General features: G+C 56.2%; 15 protein-coding genes and 1 tRNA gene. 7 read left to right on the top strand and 9 right to left on the bottom strand.

Features of this window, described 5'->3' with window-relative positions; genetic code table 11:
- The first annotated feature begins 12 nt into the window (after positions 1–12).
- Genes FEM03_RS11715 through FEM03_RS11700 form a run of 4 tightly spaced genes read left to right on the top strand, consistent with a single transcriptional unit; the run spans position 13 to position 5649 of the window.
- Positions 13–1515, top strand: a complete 1503-nt coding sequence (locus FEM03_RS11715) for a sulfatase (RefSeq protein ID WP_138086455.1) — start codon at positions 13–15, stop codon at positions 1513–1515.
- An 18-nt stretch (positions 1516–1533) separates the two neighbouring features.
- A complete protein-coding gene (locus FEM03_RS11710; RefSeq protein WP_138086454.1) occupies positions 1534–3201 on the top strand; it encodes a sulfatase family protein in 1668 nt (555 codons plus the stop codon).
- Positions 3202–3216: 15 nt separating this feature from the next.
- Positions 3217–4632, top strand: coding sequence for an arylsulfatase (locus FEM03_RS11705; RefSeq protein WP_138086453.1), 1416 nt, complete (start codon positions 3217–3219; stop codon positions 4630–4632).
- 39 nt (positions 4633–4671) lie between these two features.
- Positions 4672–5649, top strand: a complete 978-nt coding sequence (locus tag FEM03_RS11700) for a TIM barrel protein (protein ID WP_138086452.1) — start codon at positions 4672–4674, stop codon at positions 5647–5649.
- Positions 5650–5710: 61 nt separating this feature from the next.
- Here the strand turns inward: FEM03_RS11700 and FEM03_RS11695 are convergent, their stop codons facing one another.
- From FEM03_RS11695 to FEM03_RS11670, 6 genes are all read right to left on the bottom strand, one after another.
- On the bottom strand, positions 5711–7657 hold the full coding sequence (locus FEM03_RS11695; protein WP_138086451.1) for an FAD-dependent oxidoreductase: 1947 nt from the start codon (positions 7655–7657) through the stop codon (positions 5711–5713).
- Positions 7658–7765: 108 nt separating this feature from the next.
- On the bottom strand, positions 7766–8482 hold the full coding sequence (locus FEM03_RS11690) for a lysozyme inhibitor LprI family protein (protein WP_138086450.1): 717 nt from the start codon (positions 8480–8482) through the stop codon (positions 7766–7768).
- 14 nt (positions 8483–8496) lie between these two features.
- Positions 8497–9486, bottom strand: coding sequence for an ADP-glyceromanno-heptose 6-epimerase (gene rfaD, locus FEM03_RS11685; RefSeq protein ID WP_138086449.1), 990 nt, complete (start codon positions 9484–9486; stop codon positions 8497–8499).
- Between the two features lie 78 nt (positions 9487–9564).
- The gene (locus FEM03_RS11680) at positions 9565–10680 is read right to left on the bottom strand and encodes a HEAT repeat domain-containing protein (RefSeq protein WP_138086448.1); all 1116 of its coding nucleotides are present in this window, start codon (positions 10678–10680) and stop codon (positions 9565–9567) included.
- Positions 10681–10920: 240 nt separating this feature from the next.
- Positions 10921–12330: a glucuronate isomerase gene (gene uxaC, locus FEM03_RS11675; RefSeq protein ID WP_138086447.1), complete on the bottom strand. Its 1410-nt coding sequence runs from the start codon at positions 12328–12330 to the stop codon at positions 10921–10923.
- A 160-nt stretch (positions 12331–12490) separates the two neighbouring features.
- Positions 12491–13642, bottom strand: coding sequence for a glycosyltransferase (locus FEM03_RS11670; RefSeq protein ID WP_138086446.1), 1152 nt, complete (start codon positions 13640–13642; stop codon positions 12491–12493).
- 288 nt (positions 13643–13930) lie between these two features.
- On the opposite strand from FEM03_RS11670, the gene FEM03_RS11665 reads away from it, so the two are divergent.
- Positions 13931–14908: a KpsF/GutQ family sugar-phosphate isomerase gene (locus FEM03_RS11665; RefSeq protein WP_166442803.1), complete on the top strand. Its 978-nt coding sequence runs from the start codon at positions 13931–13933 to the stop codon at positions 14906–14908.
- Positions 14909–15037: 129 nt separating this feature from the next.
- Positions 15038–15112: transfer RNA gene (locus FEM03_RS11660), tRNA-Thr, on the top strand.
- Between the two features lie 156 nt (positions 15113–15268).
- On the opposite strand, the gene FEM03_RS11655 is transcribed toward FEM03_RS11660, so the two are convergent.
- Complete coding sequence (locus FEM03_RS11655; RefSeq protein ID WP_138086445.1) at positions 15269–15736, bottom strand: hypothetical protein; 468 nt, start codon at positions 15734–15736, stop codon at positions 15269–15271.
- Between the two features lie 327 nt (positions 15737–16063).
- On the opposite strand from FEM03_RS11655, the gene clpB reads away from it, so the two are divergent.
- Complete coding sequence (clpB, locus tag FEM03_RS11650; protein WP_138086444.1) at positions 16064–18628, top strand: ATP-dependent chaperone ClpB; 2565 nt, start codon at positions 16064–16066, stop codon at positions 18626–18628.
- A 22-nt stretch (positions 18629–18650) separates the two neighbouring features.
- Here the strand turns inward: clpB and FEM03_RS11645 are convergent, their stop codons facing one another.
- Positions 18651–19010, bottom strand: a complete 360-nt coding sequence (locus tag FEM03_RS11645; protein ID WP_138086443.1) for a type II toxin-antitoxin system VapC family toxin — start codon at positions 19008–19010, stop codon at positions 18651–18653.
- A 5-nt stretch (positions 19011–19015) separates the two neighbouring features.
- Positions 19016–19222, bottom strand: a complete 207-nt coding sequence (locus tag FEM03_RS11640) for an AbrB/MazE/SpoVT family DNA-binding domain-containing protein (protein WP_138086442.1) — start codon at positions 19220–19222, stop codon at positions 19016–19018.
- Positions 19223–19227: the final 5 nt, after the last annotated feature.

The following is a 19227-nucleotide window of genomic DNA, read 5'->3' as shown; positions in this document are numbered from 1 at the left end:
TTCAAGGGACTCATGCGCGCGCCCGCCTGCCTCACTTATTTGTCTGTATCTATAGCGTTTCTGTCCGGTTGGGCCTGGCTCGAGCCATGTTCAGCAGCGACGGTTAAACCGAATGTGCTGTTCATCGCGATTGATGACCAGAATGACTGGATCGGAACGATGGGGCATGCGGCGGCCAAGACGCCAAACATTGATGCATTGGCCGCACGTGGGACGGTTTTTCTTAACGCCCATTGTCAGTCTCCGCTCTGCAATCCATCGCGCACCAGCGTGATGTTGGGGCTGAGACCAACCTCAACCGGTATTTATGGATTGTCGCCTTGGTTTCGAAATTTGGATGAGTTCAAAAATCGGGTGGCGTTGCCGCAACATTTCAAGGCGAATGGATACCAGACGCTGACAGCGGGTAAGATCTACCACGGGAATCCAGGTGGACCGGCCAAACGGGCGGCGGAATTTGGTGTTTGGGGGCCAAATGGCGGCATCGGTATCAAGCCTGACACGAAACTCATCCCGGCGACGCCCATGGGCGATCATCCGTTGATGGATTGGGGAGTTTTTGATCATCGCGATGAGGACAAGGGCGATCATCAAGTGGCTACTTGGGCGGTGGAGAAGATCAAGACGGCGAAAAAAGGGGAGCCGTTTTTCTTGGCGGCGGGTTTTTTCCTTCCACATGTGCCGTGTTATGCGACACAAAAATGGTTCGATCTTTATCCCGATGATGACAGTCTGCTTCCTCCGGTGAAAGCCGACGAGCGGGCCGGCACTCCGCGATTTTCATGGTATCTGCATTGGTCGCTTCCTGAACCGCGCTTGAAATGGGTTCGCGAGAATCAACAATGGCGGAATCTGGTGCGCAGTTACCTCGCATGCACCAGTTTTGTGGATGCGCAGGTCGGTCGACTGATGGCTGCACTGGAGGAGTCGGGTCAGGCTGACAATACCATCATCGTGCTTTGGAGCGACCACGGCTGGCATCTTGGCGAAAAGGAAATCACCGGAAAGAATACCTTGTGGGAACGCAGCACCCGGGTGCCATTGATTTTCGCCGGGCCAGGGGTCGCGGCGAATGGTCGCTGCACGCAGCCAGCGGAGTTGCTCGACATTTATCCGACGCTGATTCAGTTGTGCGGACTGCCTCCCCGGACCGACCTCGAAGGACAGAGTCTTGTCCCGCAACTGGCGGATGAGAAGGCGCGTCGCGAACGTCCGGCGATCACCAGTCACAATCAGGGCAACCACGCGGTTCGCAGTGAACGCTGGCGTTACATTGTTTATGCGGATGGCAGTGAGGAACTCTACGACCTTGAGGCTGATCCTAACGAATGGAACAATCTGGCTGCCGACAAGGATTCGCAGCCAATCATCGCGGAACATCGTCGTTGGTTGCCGACGATGGATCGTCCGCCGGCGCCCGGCAGTGCCCATCGGGTGCTGACTTACGACAAGACCACCCGCAGCGTCATTTGGGAAGGCAATCCTATTGGTGACAACGACGCCATTCCTGAATAAGAATTAAATCCAACGACCATGTTGATCCTCAGATACCTATTCCTTTGCAGCTTTCTGACCGGGGCACTGCATGCCGCCACCGACAAACGACCCAACATCCTGTTTATCTTCGCCGATGACTGGGGCCGTATTGCCAGCGCCTACGCTAAACTTGATGGACCGGGCACCATCAGCGATGCCGTTCATACGCCCAATATTGACCGCATCGCGGCATCGGGAGTTTTGTTTCGTCGTGCGTTTGTATCATCCCCAAGTTGCACGCCTTGTCGAAGCGCGTTGATTTCAGGTCAGCATTTCTGGCGCACTGGTCGCGCAGCGATTTTGCGCGGAGCCGTCTGGGACGGAAGCAATCCTGCCTATCCGCTGATGCTGCGTGACGCGGGATATCACATTGGCAAAAGCTACAAGGTTTGGGGCCCGGGAACAGCCGAAGTCGATCCCTACGGCGGTCGCGCGCACAGCTATGAAAAAGCGGGGGGCAAGTTCAACCAGTTTTCGCAGCACGTGACGCGGATGGTGGCCGCGGGAAAAGGTTTGGAAGAGGCTAAACAAACCCTTTACGATGAGGTCTCCAGCAACTTCGACGCTTTCTTAAGCGACCGCAAAAAGGATCAGCCCTTTACGTTTTGGTTCGGTCCCACCAATGTGCATCGCAAGTGGATCAAGGGTTCTGGCAACGCGCTGTGGAACATTGATCCAGAGACGCTCAAAGGCAAACTTCCCGCTTTCTTGCCTGATGTTCCCGAGGTGCGCGAAGATGTGGCCGATTATCTTGGCGAGATCCAGGCGCTTGATGCTGCGGTGGGGCTGTTGTTGATGAAACTTGAGGCGATTGGCGAGCTGGATAACACCTTGATGGTGATCTCCGGCGATCACGGACCTCCCGGATTTCCGCACGGCAAATGCAACCTTTACGACTTCGGCTCCGCCATTCCGCTGATCATCGCCGGACCCGGGGTCAAGGGTGGTCGGGTTGTTGATGATCTCACCAGCCTCACCGATCTCGCGCCAACCTTTCTCACGCTGGCCAATGTGCCGGTGCCGGAGGTGATGACCGGTCGTAATTTGCTGCCGTTGTTGCAATCGACCCAAAGCGGCCAAATTGATCCAGCCCGCGATGCGGTTTTTATTGGTCGGGAACGCCATGTCGAAAATGCCCGGGACGGTTTTCTTCCCTATCCCCAACGAGCCATCCGGACGGCGGATCATTTGTATGTGATCAATTTTGAACCCGACCGCTGGCCATTGGGCGAGCCCTACCGCCTTGATGGACCGAATCCGCCCTCCCTCGAAGAGCTTACTGAAGATACCCGTGCCACCATTCCCGATGAAGATTCCGGCCCAACGAAAGCCTGGTTGGTCGGTGCGCGTCACGATCCGCAATGGAAACCCTATTACGAACGGGCCTATGGCAAACGCCCGCGGGCAGAACTTTACCATCTGAAAAACGATCCGCATCAAACCAAGAACCTCGCGGGAGATCCAGCACACGCTGCTTTGGAAAGTCAGTTGGAGAAGCGGCTGATGGATGAGTTGAAGAATACCGGTGATCCACGGGTGATCGACAACGGCAAATTTTTCGAAACCCCTCCGATGGCGGGGCCCACCAAAGATGTGGAAAAACGCGGCGGCGGCAAAACGCCCGAAGACCTCCGTCGCGGCCCCAGTCTCAACACCGTTCCCTGATTTTTGCTTCACCTTATGAAACGCATCGTCTTCCTTCTTTCGCTATTGGTCTCAGCGTCGCTGCATGCAGCGGAAAGCAAACCTAACATCATTTTTATTCTTGCCGATGACCTTGGTTATGGAGACCTGGGGTGTTATGGTCAGCAACGCATCAAGACGCCGAATCTTGATCGCATGGCGGAAGAGGGGATGCGGTTTACGAGTGTCTATTCTGGCGCGACCGTGTGCGCGCCTTCGCGTTCGGTTTTGATGACAGGCAAACACACGGGGAACACGCGGGTTCGTGGCAATGCCGGTCAGAACGAACCAGCAAGACAGGCATTGCGTGATGAGGATGTCACAGTGGCGGAGGTGTTGAAGGATTCTGGCTATTACACGGGCTTGATTGGCAAGTGGGGCCTTGGTGATGTCGGCGGGGCGGAGTCTGGATTGCCCAGGAAGCAAGGGTTTGATGAATTTTATGGATATTTAAATCAACGTCATGCGCACAACTACTATCCGACTTTTTTGTGGAGAAATGAGACGAGGGAGAAGTTACGCAACACGGTGCCGGATGAAACGCCTGAGGGGGCGGGCAAGTCAGACAACAAGCTGGATTACACGCATGATTTGTTTGCTGAAGAGGCGTTGAAGTTCATCAAGACTCACGGTGAGAACCAGAAGCAGCCATTCTTTCTTTATCTGGCTCTAACAACGCCTCATGCCAACAACGAAGCCAAACAAGAGGGGATGGAAGTCCCGGATTTTGGTGATTATGCAAAAGAGGATTGGCCCGATGCGCAGAAAGGTTTTGCTGCGATGGTTTCGAGATTGGATCGTGATGTGGGACGGGTGCTCGATCGGTTGAAGGAGCTCGGCATCGACAAAAACACCCTGGTGATTTTTAGCTCTGACAATGGCCCGCACAAAGAAGGTGGACACATTCCTGCTTACTTTAACTCGGCAGGTGAGTTCAGAGGAATCAAACGCGATCATACCGATGGCGGGATTCGCGTTCCGACGATTGCGTGGTGGCCAGGCAAGGTTCCTGGCGGAAAGGTCAGTGATGCGGTGTGGTATTTTGCAGATGCGCTACCGACGTTCGGCGCGCTTGCCAGCGGCAAGATACCGGATGGATTGGATGGTCTGGATGTCACACCGACTTTAATGGGGGAAGCGCAGCCGGAGTTGGCGGAGCGGTTCCTCTATTGGGAGTTCCATGAGCGGGGATTTGTGCAGGCGTCGCGTTGGAAAAACTGGAAGGCGATTCGCCCTGAGCCGAACGCGGCGTTGACGCTCTATGATTTGAGCAAGGATGTGAAGGAGGAGGTCAACGTGGCCTCTGAGAACCCAGAGGTGGTGGAGGCTTTCGAAAGCTATTTGAAGACGGCGCGCACGGAGACGGCGGACTGGCCGATTACAGCACCGAAACGAGGGAACAAGAAAAATTAGAGATTGATCTGCGCGCGGGATTTCGGCAGGTTGTGGGGCATGCCATCCATTGAATCCAATCGTCGTTCGTTTCTTAAAGCCTTTGCTGCCACGGCGGCTTCCAGTCTTTTACCTGGAGGGGCGGGGTTGCTGGCTCAGGAGAAAAAGGCGGGGCTGAAGTTGTCTTTGGCGGAGTGGTCGCTGAATAAACGCATTTTTAAGAAGGCGGGAGCGGAGCCGTTGGATCATTTGGATTTTGCTAAAACGGCGAAGTCGATGGGGATCGATGCGGTGGAATATGTGAGCCAGTGTTTTGACGACAAGACAGCGGGGGCGGATTATTTGAAGGAGATGAAGACGCGGGCGGATGGCGAAGGCGTGAAGAGCTTGCTGATCATGGTGGACCGCGAGGGGAATCTTGGAGAACCGGATGAGGCGAAGCGCCAGCAGACCGTGGAGAACCATTTGAAGTGGCTGGATGCGGCGAAGTTTTTGGGATGTCACAGCATCCGGGTGAATGCGGCGAGCAATCCGAAGCTGACCTGGGAGGAACAGGCAAAGCTGGCGGCGGATGGGTTGCACCGGCTGTGCGTCGAGGGTGACAAGCGCGGGTTGTTTGTGGTGGTGGAAAACCACGGTGGGTTGTCGTCAAACGGCAAGTGGCTGACGGAGGTGATGAAACTCGCGGATCATGCGCGGGTGGGGATTTTGCCTGACTTTGGCAATTTTTATACCGATCGGGCGAAGGGCGAACTTTACAATCCTTATCTGGGATTGCGTGAGTTCATGCCGTGGGTAAGGGGCTCCATGAGCGCGAAGGCGTTTGATTGGGATACCGGCGCGGGCAAGTTTTACACGGAAGACCGTCGTGAAGGGCGTGAGTTGACGCTGGATTTTGAGAGGTTGATCAAGATTGTGGTGGGCGCGGGATACTCGGGTTATGTGGGGATCGAGTATGAAGGCGACAAGCACCCCGAGGAAGAGGGGATCAAGCTTACCAAGCAGGTGCTTGAGGAGTTGTTTGCGATGGTAGGGTGATGGTGGCCTGGCTTGTCCGGTCGTCTAAAATCGGGCGACTGGTGAAGTGGGGATGGGGTTATCAGTTTTTTGTCTCTTTGTGAGTTGGGGGGCGATTGTGTTTGGAGGGGAAGAGAGCGCGGATGACTTGGGCGCGGGTGGTTTTGGTGTCGGCGGTGAGATCGAATTGGGCTTCGGGGTTGTTGTGGGTTTTGGCGAGGGCGATCCAGCGAGGGAGGAGCGCGGTGTCGATGGGTAGGCTGAGTTGAACGTCGTGCAAGGGCATGGGGTGGGCGTATTGACCGAACCAGCGGGGCCATTCGGCATGTTTGCCGTCGGCGGGTTTGTGGAGACTGTGGAGGCCGCCAAGCATGCCGAGGGTTTGCACGGAGATGAAGTCGGGATGGTCGGGTGGGACATCGCCGACGTAGATGGTGGCAGCGCGGTGATGATGGAGGAGTTTTTGGAGTTGGGGGACGTCGACTTCCTGAAGGTTGGGGGTTTCGGATTTTAGGGCGAGGTGGACGGCGAGTCCGGCGGCCTGGCCCATGGCGGTCCAGACGGGTTCGAGTCGGAGGGCCCCGAACCCGACATGACTCGCGCTGACGGCGACGGGGACGAGGAGGTTGGTGACTTCGTTGGGGACGATGGTGCCGTAGGCGACTTGGAAGGGCGCGTTGGGGACGTAGAATTCGCCGAAGTGTTGTCCGTCGAAGCGGGTGCCGGTGCGGCCGCTGCCGTGGCAGTTGTGGGAGTAGTCGCCGATGGCGATGCTGTCTTTGATGAGAGTGATGCGCACGTCGTCGGCGGTGAGGCGGGTGTCGTTTTGGGTGAAGACATGCTGGCCGATCATGCGGCGGGCTTCGCGGATGTAGAGTTGTTCGGGGAGGTGCTGGTGGTTGGGCCATTCGTCTTTGCAAAGGCCCCATGAGCGGGCGTCGGCGCGGATGTTGGCTGGGACGGCGTCGTCGTTCTGGAGGAAGTAGAGCATGCCGACCTGGTAACGGGTGTGTCGGTCGATGATGCGCTGGCGTTTGGTTTCGTCGGCCTCGGGGTAGTCGTCGTTGATGTCGGGCATGGAGAGGCGGACGATGCCGCGTGACATGTCGTTGATGTCGGCTTTGGAATTGGGGAGGAGTGGGGGTTGGAGTTTGTAGATGGCTTTGCTGGTGACGGCGACGAGGTCTTTGGGGATTTCGAGTCCATTGGCGTGCTGGATGCCGAAGACGTGGGTGAGTTTGCCGCTGGCGAAGAGGTCGAGGAGGGGGAGGAAATCTTCGCGGTTGTAGCCTGCGGGTTTGGGTGTGGGGGCGATGTTGTTGGGTTGGTTGGTAACGGCCCATCGGTAGTTGTAACCTTGGACGAGGAAGTCGCCGCCTTCGGGAACGTCCTTGGCAACGGGTTCGTTGTAGGTGGCCTGATCTTCGCGTCCGACGATGTATTTGACGGCTGCTTTGGCCATGAGGTCGCCTTCGTAGGTGGCGTCGATGTAGGTTTTGGCGCGGAAGGTTTGTGTGTTGGATTCGGTTTCGGCGGGTTGACCGCTGGGGTGGAAGGTGGCGGAGAGGATGCGGGAGGGGAGCGAGCGCGTGCTGGCGAGGCCGCTGAGGGTGTGGCGGGTGAGGACGGTGATGGTGGGGTGTTCGGCGAGCATTTGCTCGAAGACGAGCTGATTGACTTTTGGCTCGGCGAAGTTGCCTTCGAAGGTGGCTTTGGCCTGGGGGGAGTCGGGGCCGTAAGTGTCAGCGTAGTGTTTTTTGATGCGTTGGTTGAAGTCCCACCAGAAGCCGGTGAGGGAGGGGAGGGAGCGGAAGTCAGCGTGGGTGAGTCCGTTGGTGACCATGCCGCCGACGAAAGAATAGGGCTCGACGAGGAGGACGGTGCGGCCTTCAGCGGCAGCGGAGCAGGCGGCGGCGATGCCTGCGGGGGTGCCTCCGTAAACAAGGAGGTCGTGGATTTTTTCCTGCCCGGGGAGTCGGTGGGTGAGGAGCAGCAGGAGAAGGAGGCTGAGCAGGGCGAGGCGTTTCATGTGGGATTGAGGAAACGCGGTGCCGATGTCGATTTTTACATCGGAAGGAACGCAGGGGAGGTCGGCGAATTTGGCCGGGTTGAATGCCGTGGCTCCAGGGAGCGTTGGTTACTCGATGGAGGGCTTTCCGGTTTCGGCGGCTTTACTTGTGACGGCTTGGGCTTCAGGGGAGAGGGCGGTTGCTTTGAAATAACGTCCGTCAAAATGGGCGCGGTTGCCGTGGTAATGGTCGGCGTTGGCGGTGATGATTTCAAGATACAGGCCACGGTGGATGAAGGCGATGCTGGTCTCGTCGGGCTTGTCGGCGTCGCGTCCTTGGTCGCTGAACCAGCCGATGGGAGAGTTCCATCGGGCGATGCCGGAAAGGGCACCGAGGTCGAAGGATTCGCCGCGAACGACGTTGAATTCGAAGAGGAGTTGATCGGGTTTTTCGACGATGGAGAGAGTGCCGCCTTTGCCGTCGATCCAGAATCCGGCGAGAGTGTTGCCTTCGTTTTTGAGGAGGCTTTGCAACCATTTGGTGCGTTCTTCGGTCAACTCTGCGGCGGCGATGAGGGAAGTTGCGTTGGTTTTTGGGTTGGTGTCTTCGCCGGCAGCGACTTCGGCTTGTTGATCACGAAAGATGACCCAATCGCGCTGGATCTGTTTGAGGTCGTTGAAGGTGGATTCAGCGAGCCGGGATTTGGCTTTGGCCCAGGTGGCGTTGAGTTCGCGATCAGCTTTGGCGAAGCGGGCTTTCGCTTCGTCCAATGATGAAGTGATGGCAGCTTGAGAGATGGCCAGGCTGATGAACCACAGGATGAAGGGGAGGATCAGTCTGGACATGAGCAAGGAAAGGACTAATCGCCGAGGAGTTTGTTGGGGGCGAGGTAGTTTTGGACGTAGTCGCGCACGGCTTCGGTGAGCACATAGGTGGTGCCGTTGTAGCCAGCGGACTGGAGTTTGTTGATGTCGGCGCAAGTGTAATACTGATACTTGGCCTGCAAGGTGGCGGGCATGTCGATGAACTCGATGTTGGGGGGGAGGTTGAGGGCTTCGAAGATGGCGTTGACGAGTTGCAGCCAGGTGTGGGCTTTGCCGGAGCCGAGGTTGTAGAGTCCGCCGGCGTCGGGGTTGTTGCCGAGAAAGAGGGTCATGGCGACGGCGTCTTTGACGTAGAGAAAGTCGCGCATTTGTTCGCCGTCCTTGTAGTCGGGATGATGACTTTTGAAGAGCTGGACTTTGCCGTGGTCGCGGATTTGATCGAAGGCTTTGTTGACGACGGAGCGCATGTCGCCTTTGTGGTTTTCGTTGGGGCCGTAGACGTTGAAGTATTTCAGTCCGACGATGTCTTTGTCGATCCCGGCGCGCTGGGCGTAGAGGTCGAAGAGGTGTTTGGAGTAGCCATACATGTTGAGTGGCCGGAGATTGGTGATGTCGGCAATTTTGTCATCCATGCCATGGGCACCGTCGCCGTAGGTGGCGGCGGAGGAGGCGTAGACAAAGCGGGCACCGGTATCGAGCGCCCAGTGGGCGAGGATTTTGGTGTATTCGAAATTGTTCTTCATCAGGTGATGCGCGTCGCGCTCGGTGGTGGCGGAGTTGGCACCGAGATGGTAAATGAAGTCGAATTTGCCGAGGCCTTCCGGATCGTTGATGACGAGTTCGAGGAGGTCGCTGGCGTCGAGGTAGTCGGCAAATTTGAGGGCGACGAGGTTCTTCCATTTTTCGTCGGTGCCAAGGGAGTCGGTGACGAGGATGTTTTCGTGACCTTGCTGGTTGAGAGCCCAGATGAGGGCGGAGCCGATGAAGCCGGCGCCGCCGGTGACGAGAATGCGTGGTGAGGACATGGTTGAGTTGCGGAAACTAGACGGGGGTTGGGAGGTGGGCAAGGATGGGGTGTCCTTGACAGGTAGAATTCCGAGAGGCTACTTTACAGCAGAGGTTGCTTCCTTCAGGCAAAGAAGGATTTCTTCGGCGTGTTGGGCGGCAAAATTGTAATAGAGAACTTTTAGATCTCGGCTCTTGAGGTTTTCTTGATATTGCATATCCATGATGGAGGAAAAGATGAATCCATCATTTTCGTCCATGCGGTCTGCGCGTTCTTTGAAGTCGATTGGAATCCCGGCGGGGCCGAAGAGTTCAATGCATTGCTGAAGTTTCCAGAGCAGTGTGTGCTTGCCCATTATTTGAAGGGTTTCGATGGCGAATTCGACACGGTGGCCGCCCTGTAAGATGTATTGCTCGATGCCCGAGTAAGTGTAGGCATCCAGTTCGATGGCAACAGCCAGATTTTGGACGGGTTTGGAGAGGCGATCCCAAGGGAGTTCGTAGTGGATCTCGATGATCCGGGAGACAAAGTCGTGCGGAAGGCCTCGGACAATGCACTTTGCTTCAGCAGCACCTACCTGTGCGTCGCTGTAATAGGGGAAATTCTTTTCAACGTCTCTTGTGTGTTCTTGAAGGGATGGATGGTTATGATGAGCGAGCGAGCACAGCAGTTCGCTATAAATATTTGGGTAGGGATAGGTATCGGAGACGGCAGCTGGACGAATGGTTTTTAGCCAGTCGTTGATGTCAATCCTGACGGCACCCGGAAGAACATTGAGGGCCTTTAGGACCTCGGTTAAGTCTGGATTGGTCAAGCGCAAGATCTTTGGATCATTGAGCAGCGAGATTGCTTTTTCTCCATCTATCTGAGGAAGGATTTGGATGGCTTTCTGGCATGCGAATTGGGCATCCTGGGGCTGGTCTCTTTTCTTTATCGTGAACGGATGCTTTAGTATGGCCGCGATAGGATCTGCCAAAGCCTCCATAAATTTGGGCGTTGCCCTGTGTTTCTTTATGGCTGCGCGGATGCCTGTGAGTGCTTTGTCGCGCAGATTCCAGCTTTTGCTTGTCAATGCAAGTGTTAGGGCATCGACGGCGTTGGAACTGCCAGAGCTTCCCAGTTCTTCGGCGGCTGAGCTTTCACCTTCTCTGATGAGATTGGTTAGCTGAGCGAGTTTCTCTGGAAGTAGATCGACGTTGTAGGCTTTTTCCATAGCGTTTCAAGCCTTTATAAATTTTCGCCTGGAGAATTACGATGCGTATTCGATGAACATTTTCGGTTTATCGCGAGATCGTTTCATAGGTTTGGGAGAGGTTTCTGGGTATTGGTGAGACGGTCCACGACTTGGGGTGGATTTTGCACCTTGCCGATCGGAAAGGCGTTGGGAAGGGCCCTGTGGATGGGCATGGGGAATGGTGACCGACGAAACGTCGGTGGTCCGAGGGGACCGTGATCAGACGTCCATGCCGAAGTAGGTGTGGGCGTTGCCGTAGGAGATGCGCTTGACCATGTTGCCGACAAGTTCGAAGTCGTCGGGGAGGAGGCCGTTGTCCATGTCCTTGCCGAGGAGGTTGCAAAGGATGCGGCGGAAGTATTCGTGCCTTGGAGGGGAGAGGTAGCTGCGCGAGTCGGTGAGCATGCCGACGAAGTGGCTGAGGAGGCCGACGGAACTGAGGGCGTTGATCTGCCATTCCATGCCTTCAAGGGTGTCGAGGAACCACCAGCCGGAGCCGTATTGAAGGCGACCGGCGATGCCGTTTTCATTGCCTTGATAGTTGCCGATGATGGAGGCGAAGATGTAGTTGTCCTTGGGGTTGAGGTTGTAGAGGACAATCTTGGGGAGGTGGCCGCGTTGTTCGAGGGTGTCGAGGTAGAATTTCAATCCGGCGGCATGGGCGACGTCGTCGGGGGAGTCGCAGCCGATGTCGCGTCCGAGCTGGTTGAAGAGGCGGGTGTTGGTGTTGCGCAGGGCTCCGAGGTGGAGCTGTTTGGTCCAGCCTTTTTCGGCGTCGAGCTGGCCGAAGAACAACATGATATAGCTGCGGAAGCGGGTGATGTCGGACTGGCTGAGGGTGTCGAGGTGGCGGGCTTTGCTGAAGATGGTGGCGGCTTCGTCGTCTGTGGCGGTTTCGGTGTCCATGGCGGTGAGGCCGTGGTCGGAGAGGCGTCCGCCATTGTCATGAAAGAAGTCGTGACGCTGACGGATGGCGGCGAGGAAGGACTCAAGATTGTCACAGGGCTGGCCGGTGATGTTGGAAAGTTTGTCGGTCCAGGTGTTCCAGGCGGCGGGGTCTTCGAGTTTCATGCCGGCGTCGGGCCGGAAGGTGGGATACGCTTTGGTGGTGAAGCCGTCAATTTTGGCAACCGCTTGATGAGCTTCGAGGGTGTCGGTGGGATCGTCGGTGGAGCAGACGAGGCGGACGTTGGAGCGGGTGAGGAGGCTGCGGCAGCTGAAGTCGGAGGTGGCGAGTTGTTCGTTGCACTGGTCCCAGATTTTGGCGGCATTGGATTCGTTGAGGAGTTCGTCGATGCCGAAGAAGCGTTTCAGTTCGAGGGCGGTCCAGTGGTAGAGGGGGTTGCGCAGGGTGTGGGGGATGGTTTTGGCCCAGGCGGTGAATTTGTCTTTCCAGGGGGCGTTGCCGGTGATGTGGGATTCGGGGATGCCGTTGGCGCGCATGGCCCGCCATTTGTAGTGGTCGCCACCAAGCCACAGGTGGCCGATGGTTTCATACGACGTGTTGCTGGCGATTTCGTCGATGGGGAGGTGGGTGTGGTAGTCGTAGATGGGTTCGTTTTCGGCGAACTCATGGTAAAGGCGGCGGGCGGCTTTGGTGGTGAGGAGGAAGTCGTCGTGGATGAACATGGGGAGGAGGGGAAGGGGAGGAATGACCAATGGTCAATGACCAATGTCCAAGGAAAGTCCAAAGGTTAAAGGATGGCTTGAAAGGCGTTTGGGTGGTTGGGCATGCCCTTGGTCATTGGGATTTGGTCAATGGTCATTTAAAACAGGAGCGGGGCGCATCTCAACCTTTAATCAATTGCAGGTAGGTTTGTTCGAGGGTGGCGAGGTTTTGGTCGCGGTTGAAGGTGGTTTCGATGGTCTGGCGGGCGTTTAGGGCGAGGGTTTGGGATTGGGTGGGGTTGGAGAGGAGGGTTTGGATGGATTGGGTGAGGGCGGCTTGATCGTTTTCTTCGATGAGGAGGCCGCTGTGGTTGTGGGTGATGGCTTCGGGGATGCCGCCGTGGTGGGTGGCGATGACGGGGCAGCCGCTGGCCATGGCTTCGAGCATGGAGTTGGGAACGCCTTCGCGATTGCCGTCGGTGCCGGTGCGACTGGGGTGGAGGAAGAGGTGGGCGCTTTGGACGAGTTGGCGGAGGGGCTCTTGTTGAAGGAAGCCGGTGAAGTGGACGGAGTCGGCGATGTTGAGGGTTTGGGCGAGCTGTTGGAGTTCGGCAAGGAGGGGGCCTTCACCGGCGATGGTGAGGGTGGCTTTCGGGTAGGTTTGTTTGATTTGCGCGAAGGCGTTGAGGGTGAGGTCGAGGCCTTTTTTGGGGATGAGTCGGCAGGTTTGGATGAGCTGCCAGGCTCCGTCATCGGGAGGGGTGCGGGGTTTGAAGTGCCATTCGTTCAGGGGGATGCCGGTGCGTTGGATGTGGATTTTTTCGGGAGGACAGCCGAGGGCGATGAGGTCGTTGGCGAGGCTGTTGGAGCGCGCCTGGATCTGGGTGGCGAAGCGGAAGACTTCGCGCATGGCGGCGAGGCGGGCGGGTTTGTGGGTGTCGATGCCGGCGTCGGCACCGTGGTAGGAGACGACGACGGGTTTCGGAAAGGTTTTTATTAGGGGGAGGAGGTGCAGGGCCATGTGGCCGAAGTAAATGTGCAGGAGTTTGGCGTCGGTGCGGACGAGGGTAAGGAGAAGGTGATGGAGTTCCCAGCGGTAGATTTGCCAGGGGGCGGCGATGAAGTGCTTGTGGACGAGTCGGCGCCACCATCGCAGGCGGGTTTTGGGAAAGACGACGAGGCGTTTTTCGGGGAAGGGGAAGTATTCGGCGTTTTCGCGTTTGTGGGTGAGGACCCAGGGGGTGACGTTCTTTTGGCCAGCGATCTGGCGGTAGATGTGGAGCATCTCGGGTTTGAGAAAGTCCACGACGTAGCTGGCGACGGAGGGAGGCAAGGAAAGGCTAAGGGCTAAAGGCTAAAAGATAAGGGCTAATGCGGTGGGAAGTGGCAGTAGACAGCGGGTGGGATTTTTAACCACGAATGGACACGAATCGACACGAATGTTTTTGAGTAGGGAAATTTGCAGCTTTTTTTGGGTTGGGGAATCGGTGTTTATCGGTGTCCATCTGTGGTTGTTCTGAATTTTTAAACCACAGATGGACACAGATGAACACGGATAGTTTCTATTTGATTTGAGTTGGGGGTGGTGTGTGGTGGGGTTTGGATTTTAACTTTTTTGACTGTGAATTATTCTGAACTGGCGCGGCGTGTGATTGAGATTGAGATGGCTGAGTTGAATCGGCTGGGGGCGCGTATTGGGGAGAGTGGCAGTTTTGAGCAGGCGGTGGATTTGTTGAGGGATGCGCTGTTAGTAACGCGGAAAATTGTGGTGTGCGGGGTGGGCAAAAATGGCAGCATTGCGCGGAAGTTTGCGGCGACGTTGAACAGCACGGGGGCGACTTCGGTGATTCTGAATGCGCAGGATGCGTTGCATGGGGATCTGGGGATGGTGGATGAAGGGGATGTGGTGGTGTTGATGAGCTACAGCGGCGGGACGCGGGAATTGGTGGATTTGCTGCCGCATTTGAGGCGGTTGAATGTGAAGATCATTGGGATCACGGGCAATGCGCAAAGTGTTTTGGCGCAGCATGCGGATGTGGTTTTGGATGTGCAGGTGGAACGGGAGGCCTGTCCCTTGGGCCTGGCGCCGACTTCGAGCACGACAACGATGCTGGTGTTGTGTGATGCCTTGGCGATGGTGTTGCTGGAGGTGCGGGGGTTCCAGGCCGATGATTTTGCGAAGTATCATCCAAATGGGGCGATTGGCCGTGCGTTGTTGACGCGGGTGAGTGATGTGATGCGGTCGGGCGATGCGCTGGCGTTGGTGGGGCCGGGGGACACGGTGGGGCTGGCGCTGGAGGTGATCACCAAAGCGCGGGCAGGGGCGGCGGTAGTGGTGGATGAAGTGGGGCGTTTGGTGGGGATTTTTACGCACGGGGATTTTGTCCGGGCGTTTCAGATGGAGCCGATGATTGCAGGGAAGGCGGTAGAGGCCTACATGACGAGGCAGCCGTTGACGATTCGGGAAGATCGCCTGGCGACGGAAGTGCTGGCATTGTTGGAGCAGCGTCGGGTTGATGAGCTGGTGGTGGTGAACGAGGTGGGGGTGCCGGTGGGGCTGGTGGATACTCAGGACCTGACGCGGTTGAAGTGGGTGTGATCGAAAGGCTAAAGGCTAAAGGCTAAGGGATAAACCAGAGGGGAGGCTTTTTGGGAAGTTGTAAAAACTGAGTGACAAAGGGGGATTTGGTTTTATAGATTGTTTCTCTTAGGCATTTTGTATTGCCGCGCCGATGTAGCTCAGGGGTAGAGCAGCTCATTCGTAATGAGCGGGTCGCCGGTTCGAATCCGGCCCTCGGCTCCATTCATTAGCAACATATGAAGAGTGGACTACGTAAGCGAAGAAAAACCGATCTGGCCGCTTTTGCGAGTCTTGACGATCTATCCCCTCAATCGCCACCGTGGCACCCTCGGCTTGAATCGAGGCATGGACCTTCAATTACCAATTCGACCCGATCCTCTATTTGCCAATAATATAGAAGGTGATCCCCTTGGCCCACGATGATTGCCGATCCACATCAGCAGCAGTTCCGTCTGGGTTTAGGAAAACCGACACTATCAGTGAGTAAAGCCCAAAGCTCCAGGCGAGGGAGGCACTCATCGGCTCATCAGGACTTTGCCCCATGGGGTAAAGATAGACATAAGGGCAGTCTGCATCAAATCGTGGGAAGTTGGAAGGCCACTCATTCCTAGTTGTTGTGCTCTCCACTCCCTGTGGATTCTTTTTTAGCTGAGTAAAAACCCAGGATCTCAGTTCGTTCGCGTCGACGATGCGCTGAAATTCAGCACAAGCATTTTCAGCCTCCCGGGCTTGTGCTCGCATTTTCAGAATGAGCCCTATAAAAGGAGTCATGAAAACAAACACAAGGATTGCGCAGCCGATCGCTGGCAGGCCCGAATTGATTTTTTCTTTCGTTATCGGGATCACAATGGGACTTAAAAGTGTTTGAAGTCAGTGTCCGGGACGTGATCATCCTATACAGCCCAGGAAAAATTCACAAGCCCCATCCACCCTCTGGAATTTGGCAATTGTCGCGATGAGAAGTCTATCTGAGCCAAGTGTGACATAAAGGCGCTTTCGAATAATGCTTTAATGCGCCAGTTGAGGCATTATGGCATAAATCAAGGGACCTTAAAATTGAAATTATCGATGTAATTTACTCATTATGAGCAGAATTGTGAACAAATTGTGTTAGGCTCAGTTAATGCACCGATTTGATGCAGCACCAGAAAAATACATTATCTTTTTTTCCTTATGAATCCCGAACGCTTTACTCGCAAACTTCAAGAGGCTTTGGCCTCGGCTCAGGGCATTGCTGCTCGATTTGGGCATCCGGAAATCAAACCTTCGCATTTGGTGTTGGGGTTTTTGGAGCAGGAGGATGGGTTGACGGTTCCGCTTTTGGAGAAGGCGGGGATTGCGGTGGCGGGTCTGAAGGCGGGGGTGGAGGGGTTGCTGGAACGGCAGCCGAAGGTTTCGGGTGGGAGTGGGCAGGCTTATCTTTCGAGTGATTTGCGGGAATTGATCGCGAATGCGGAGAAGGAGCAGAAGGGGTTGAAGGATGAATATTTAAGTGTGGAGCATGTGTTGCTGGCGCTGCCGAAGACGCGCACGGATGTGGAAGGGACTTTGAAGCAGGCGGGGGTAACGGAGGTGGCGTTGCGTAAGGCGTTAACGGAGGTGCGTGGGGCGCAGCGGGTGACGGATCAGGATCCGGAGGGGAAATATCAAACGCTGGAGAAGTATGGGACGGATCTGACGGCGCGGGCACGGCGTGGGAAGATTGATCCGGTGATTGGTCGCGATGAGGAGATTCGTCGCGTGATGCAGGTGCTGAGTCGACGGAGCAAAAACAATCCGGTGTTGATCGGGGAGCCTGGAGTGGGCAAGACGGCGATTGTCGAAGGTCTCGCGCGCCGAATTGTGGCGGGGGGTGTGCCGGGTTCTTTTAAGAACAAGCGGGGGGTGAGCATGGACCTGGGCGGGATGCTGGCGGGGGCGAAGTTCCGTGGGGAGTTTGAGGAGCGACTGAAGGCGTTTTTGAAGGAGGTGACTTCGAGTGAGGGGGAGATCATTTTGTTTATTGATGAGCTGCACACGATTGTGGGGGCGGGGGCGAGCGAGGGGGCGGTGGATGCGAGCAATTTGCTGAAACCGCAGTTGGCGCGGGGGGAGCTGCGTTGTGTAGGGGCGACGACGTTGGATGAATATCGGAAGTATATTGAGAAGGATGCGGCGTTGGAGCGTCGGTTTCAGCCGGTGACGGTGGATGAGCCAAGTGTGGAGGATACGGTCGCCATTTTGCGGGGGCTGAAGGAGCGGTATGAAGTGCATCATGGCGTGCGCATTCAGGATTCGGCGATTGTGGCGGCGGCGACGTTGAGTCATCGGTATATCAGCGACCGGTTTCTGCCGGACAAGGCGGTGGATTTGATGGATGAAGCGGCGAGCCGGCTCAAGATTGAGTTGGATTCGATGCCGACGGAGATTGATGTGATTGAGCGTCAGGTGATGCAGAACGAGATGGAGCGTCAGGTGCTCAAGAAGGAAAAGGATGCGGCGAGTTTGGCGCGGTTGGAGCGGCTCGAGAAGGAGATCGCGGATTTGCGTGAGAAGGGCGATGGGTTGAAGGCGCAGTGGTTGAAGGAGAAGGAGAGTGTGGCGGCGAGTCGCAAGGTGAAGGAGGACATTGATCGTCTGCGCACGGAGCAGGAGCAGGCGCAACGGCGTGGGGATTTTGGTCGGGCGGGGGAGATTCAGTATGGGTTGATTCCGGAATTGGAGAAGCAGTTGGCGGAGCAGTCGGCGAGTTTGACGTCGTCGCAGTTGCTGCGTGAGGAGGTGACGGAGGATGACATTGCGAAGGTGGTGGCGACCTGGACGGGGATTCCGGTGTCGAGGTTGAAGGAGGGGGAGCGGTCGAAGCTGACGCAGATGGAGGATCGTTTGGCGAACCGGGTGATCGGGCAGAAGAGTGCGATCCGTGCGGTGTCGAATGCGGTGAGGCGTGCCCGGGCGGGCTTGCAGGATGAAAACCGGCCGATTGGGAGCTTTTTGTTTCTTGGTCCGACGGGCGTTGGCAAGACGGAGCTGAGCAAGGCGCTGGCGGAGTTTTTGTTTGATGATGAGAATGCGATGACGCGCATCGACATGAGCGAATACATGGAGAAACATGCGGTGGCGCGGCTTTTGGGAGCGCCTCCGGGGTATGTGGGGTATGAGGAGGGCGGGCAGTTGACGGAGGCGGTGCGTCGCAAGCCGTATAGTGTGGTGTTGTTTGACGAGGTGGAGAAGGCGCATCCGGATGTGTTCAACACGCTCTTGCAGGTGTTGGATGATGGTCGGATCACGGATGGTCAGGGGCGGACGGTGGATTTCCGCAATACGGTGATCATCATGACGAGCAACATTGGCAGTCAGTTCATCATGGGTGAGGAGAATGCGGAACAGCGTGAGGCGTTGGTGCGGGAGTCGCTGAAGCAGTTTTTCCGGCCGGAGTTTTTGAACCGGATTGATGAGGTGATCATCTTTGACCGGCTGGATGCGAGCAATCTGGATGAGATTGTGAAGATCCAGATTGAGCGGGTGGTCGAGCGGCTGAGGAAGCTGAATGTGACCTTGAACTTCTCGGATGAGGCGGTGCGCAAGATTGCGGATGAGGGGTATGATCCGGTGTATGGGGCGCGTCCGTTGAAGCGGGCGATTCAGAAGCTGGTGCTGGATCCTTTGTCGCTGGACTTGCTGGATGGCAAGTTCGTCGACGGGGATGTGGTGGAGGCGAAGCTGGTGGAGGGACGGGTGGTTTTTGAGAAGGGGTGATGCGGGTAGGGGTCGAAGCAGCTCAAGCGGGGAAATAGTTCACTTCTGGAAGATGCTGGAAATGGGCATCTTGGGTCCAAAGAGTTGCTTTGTAACGCAAGGTTGTCGCGTAGATGATGCTTTCTGCGAAGGGGAGTTGATGTTTGGCAGCTTCGAGAGCGAGTAAGCTATCCAGATCTACGATCATCGAGTCTTGCATGATGGCTGCCACCTGTAGGGCCTCATTTTCTCCTCGTATGCGCAGGACTTTCTTGAACACTTTGTAAAGCACGACGACTGGCACAATGAGTGAATCCGTGTCCTCAATCGCAGGTGCGAATAAAGAAGCTTTCTCGGAGTCGATGAAGTATTCAAGCCATGCGGAGGAATCGACGACGTTCATAGAAGTCACAGACGATCTTCTTCGCGTTCAATGTGAGTGTCCATGCCGCGTAGAAACCCTCTCATCTCCTTAATGGGTCGCAAAGGAATGAACTCAATGCGGTTCTGGAAGCTTAATACTCGCATTTTTTCGCCTGCGGTAATATGTAATGCTTCTCGTATCGCTTGTGGGATGACGACTTGGAATTTTGGAGATACGGTAACGGTGCTCATATCGA

Origin of the sequence: Phragmitibacter flavus, from assembly GCF_005780165.1 — a bacterium.
GTDB classification, from domain to species: domain Bacteria; phylum Verrucomicrobiota; class Verrucomicrobiia; order Verrucomicrobiales; family Verrucomicrobiaceae; genus Phragmitibacter; species Phragmitibacter flavus.
Note: the sequence above shows the minus strand (reverse complement) of the source record. Positions and strands in the feature narration are given on the sequence as shown.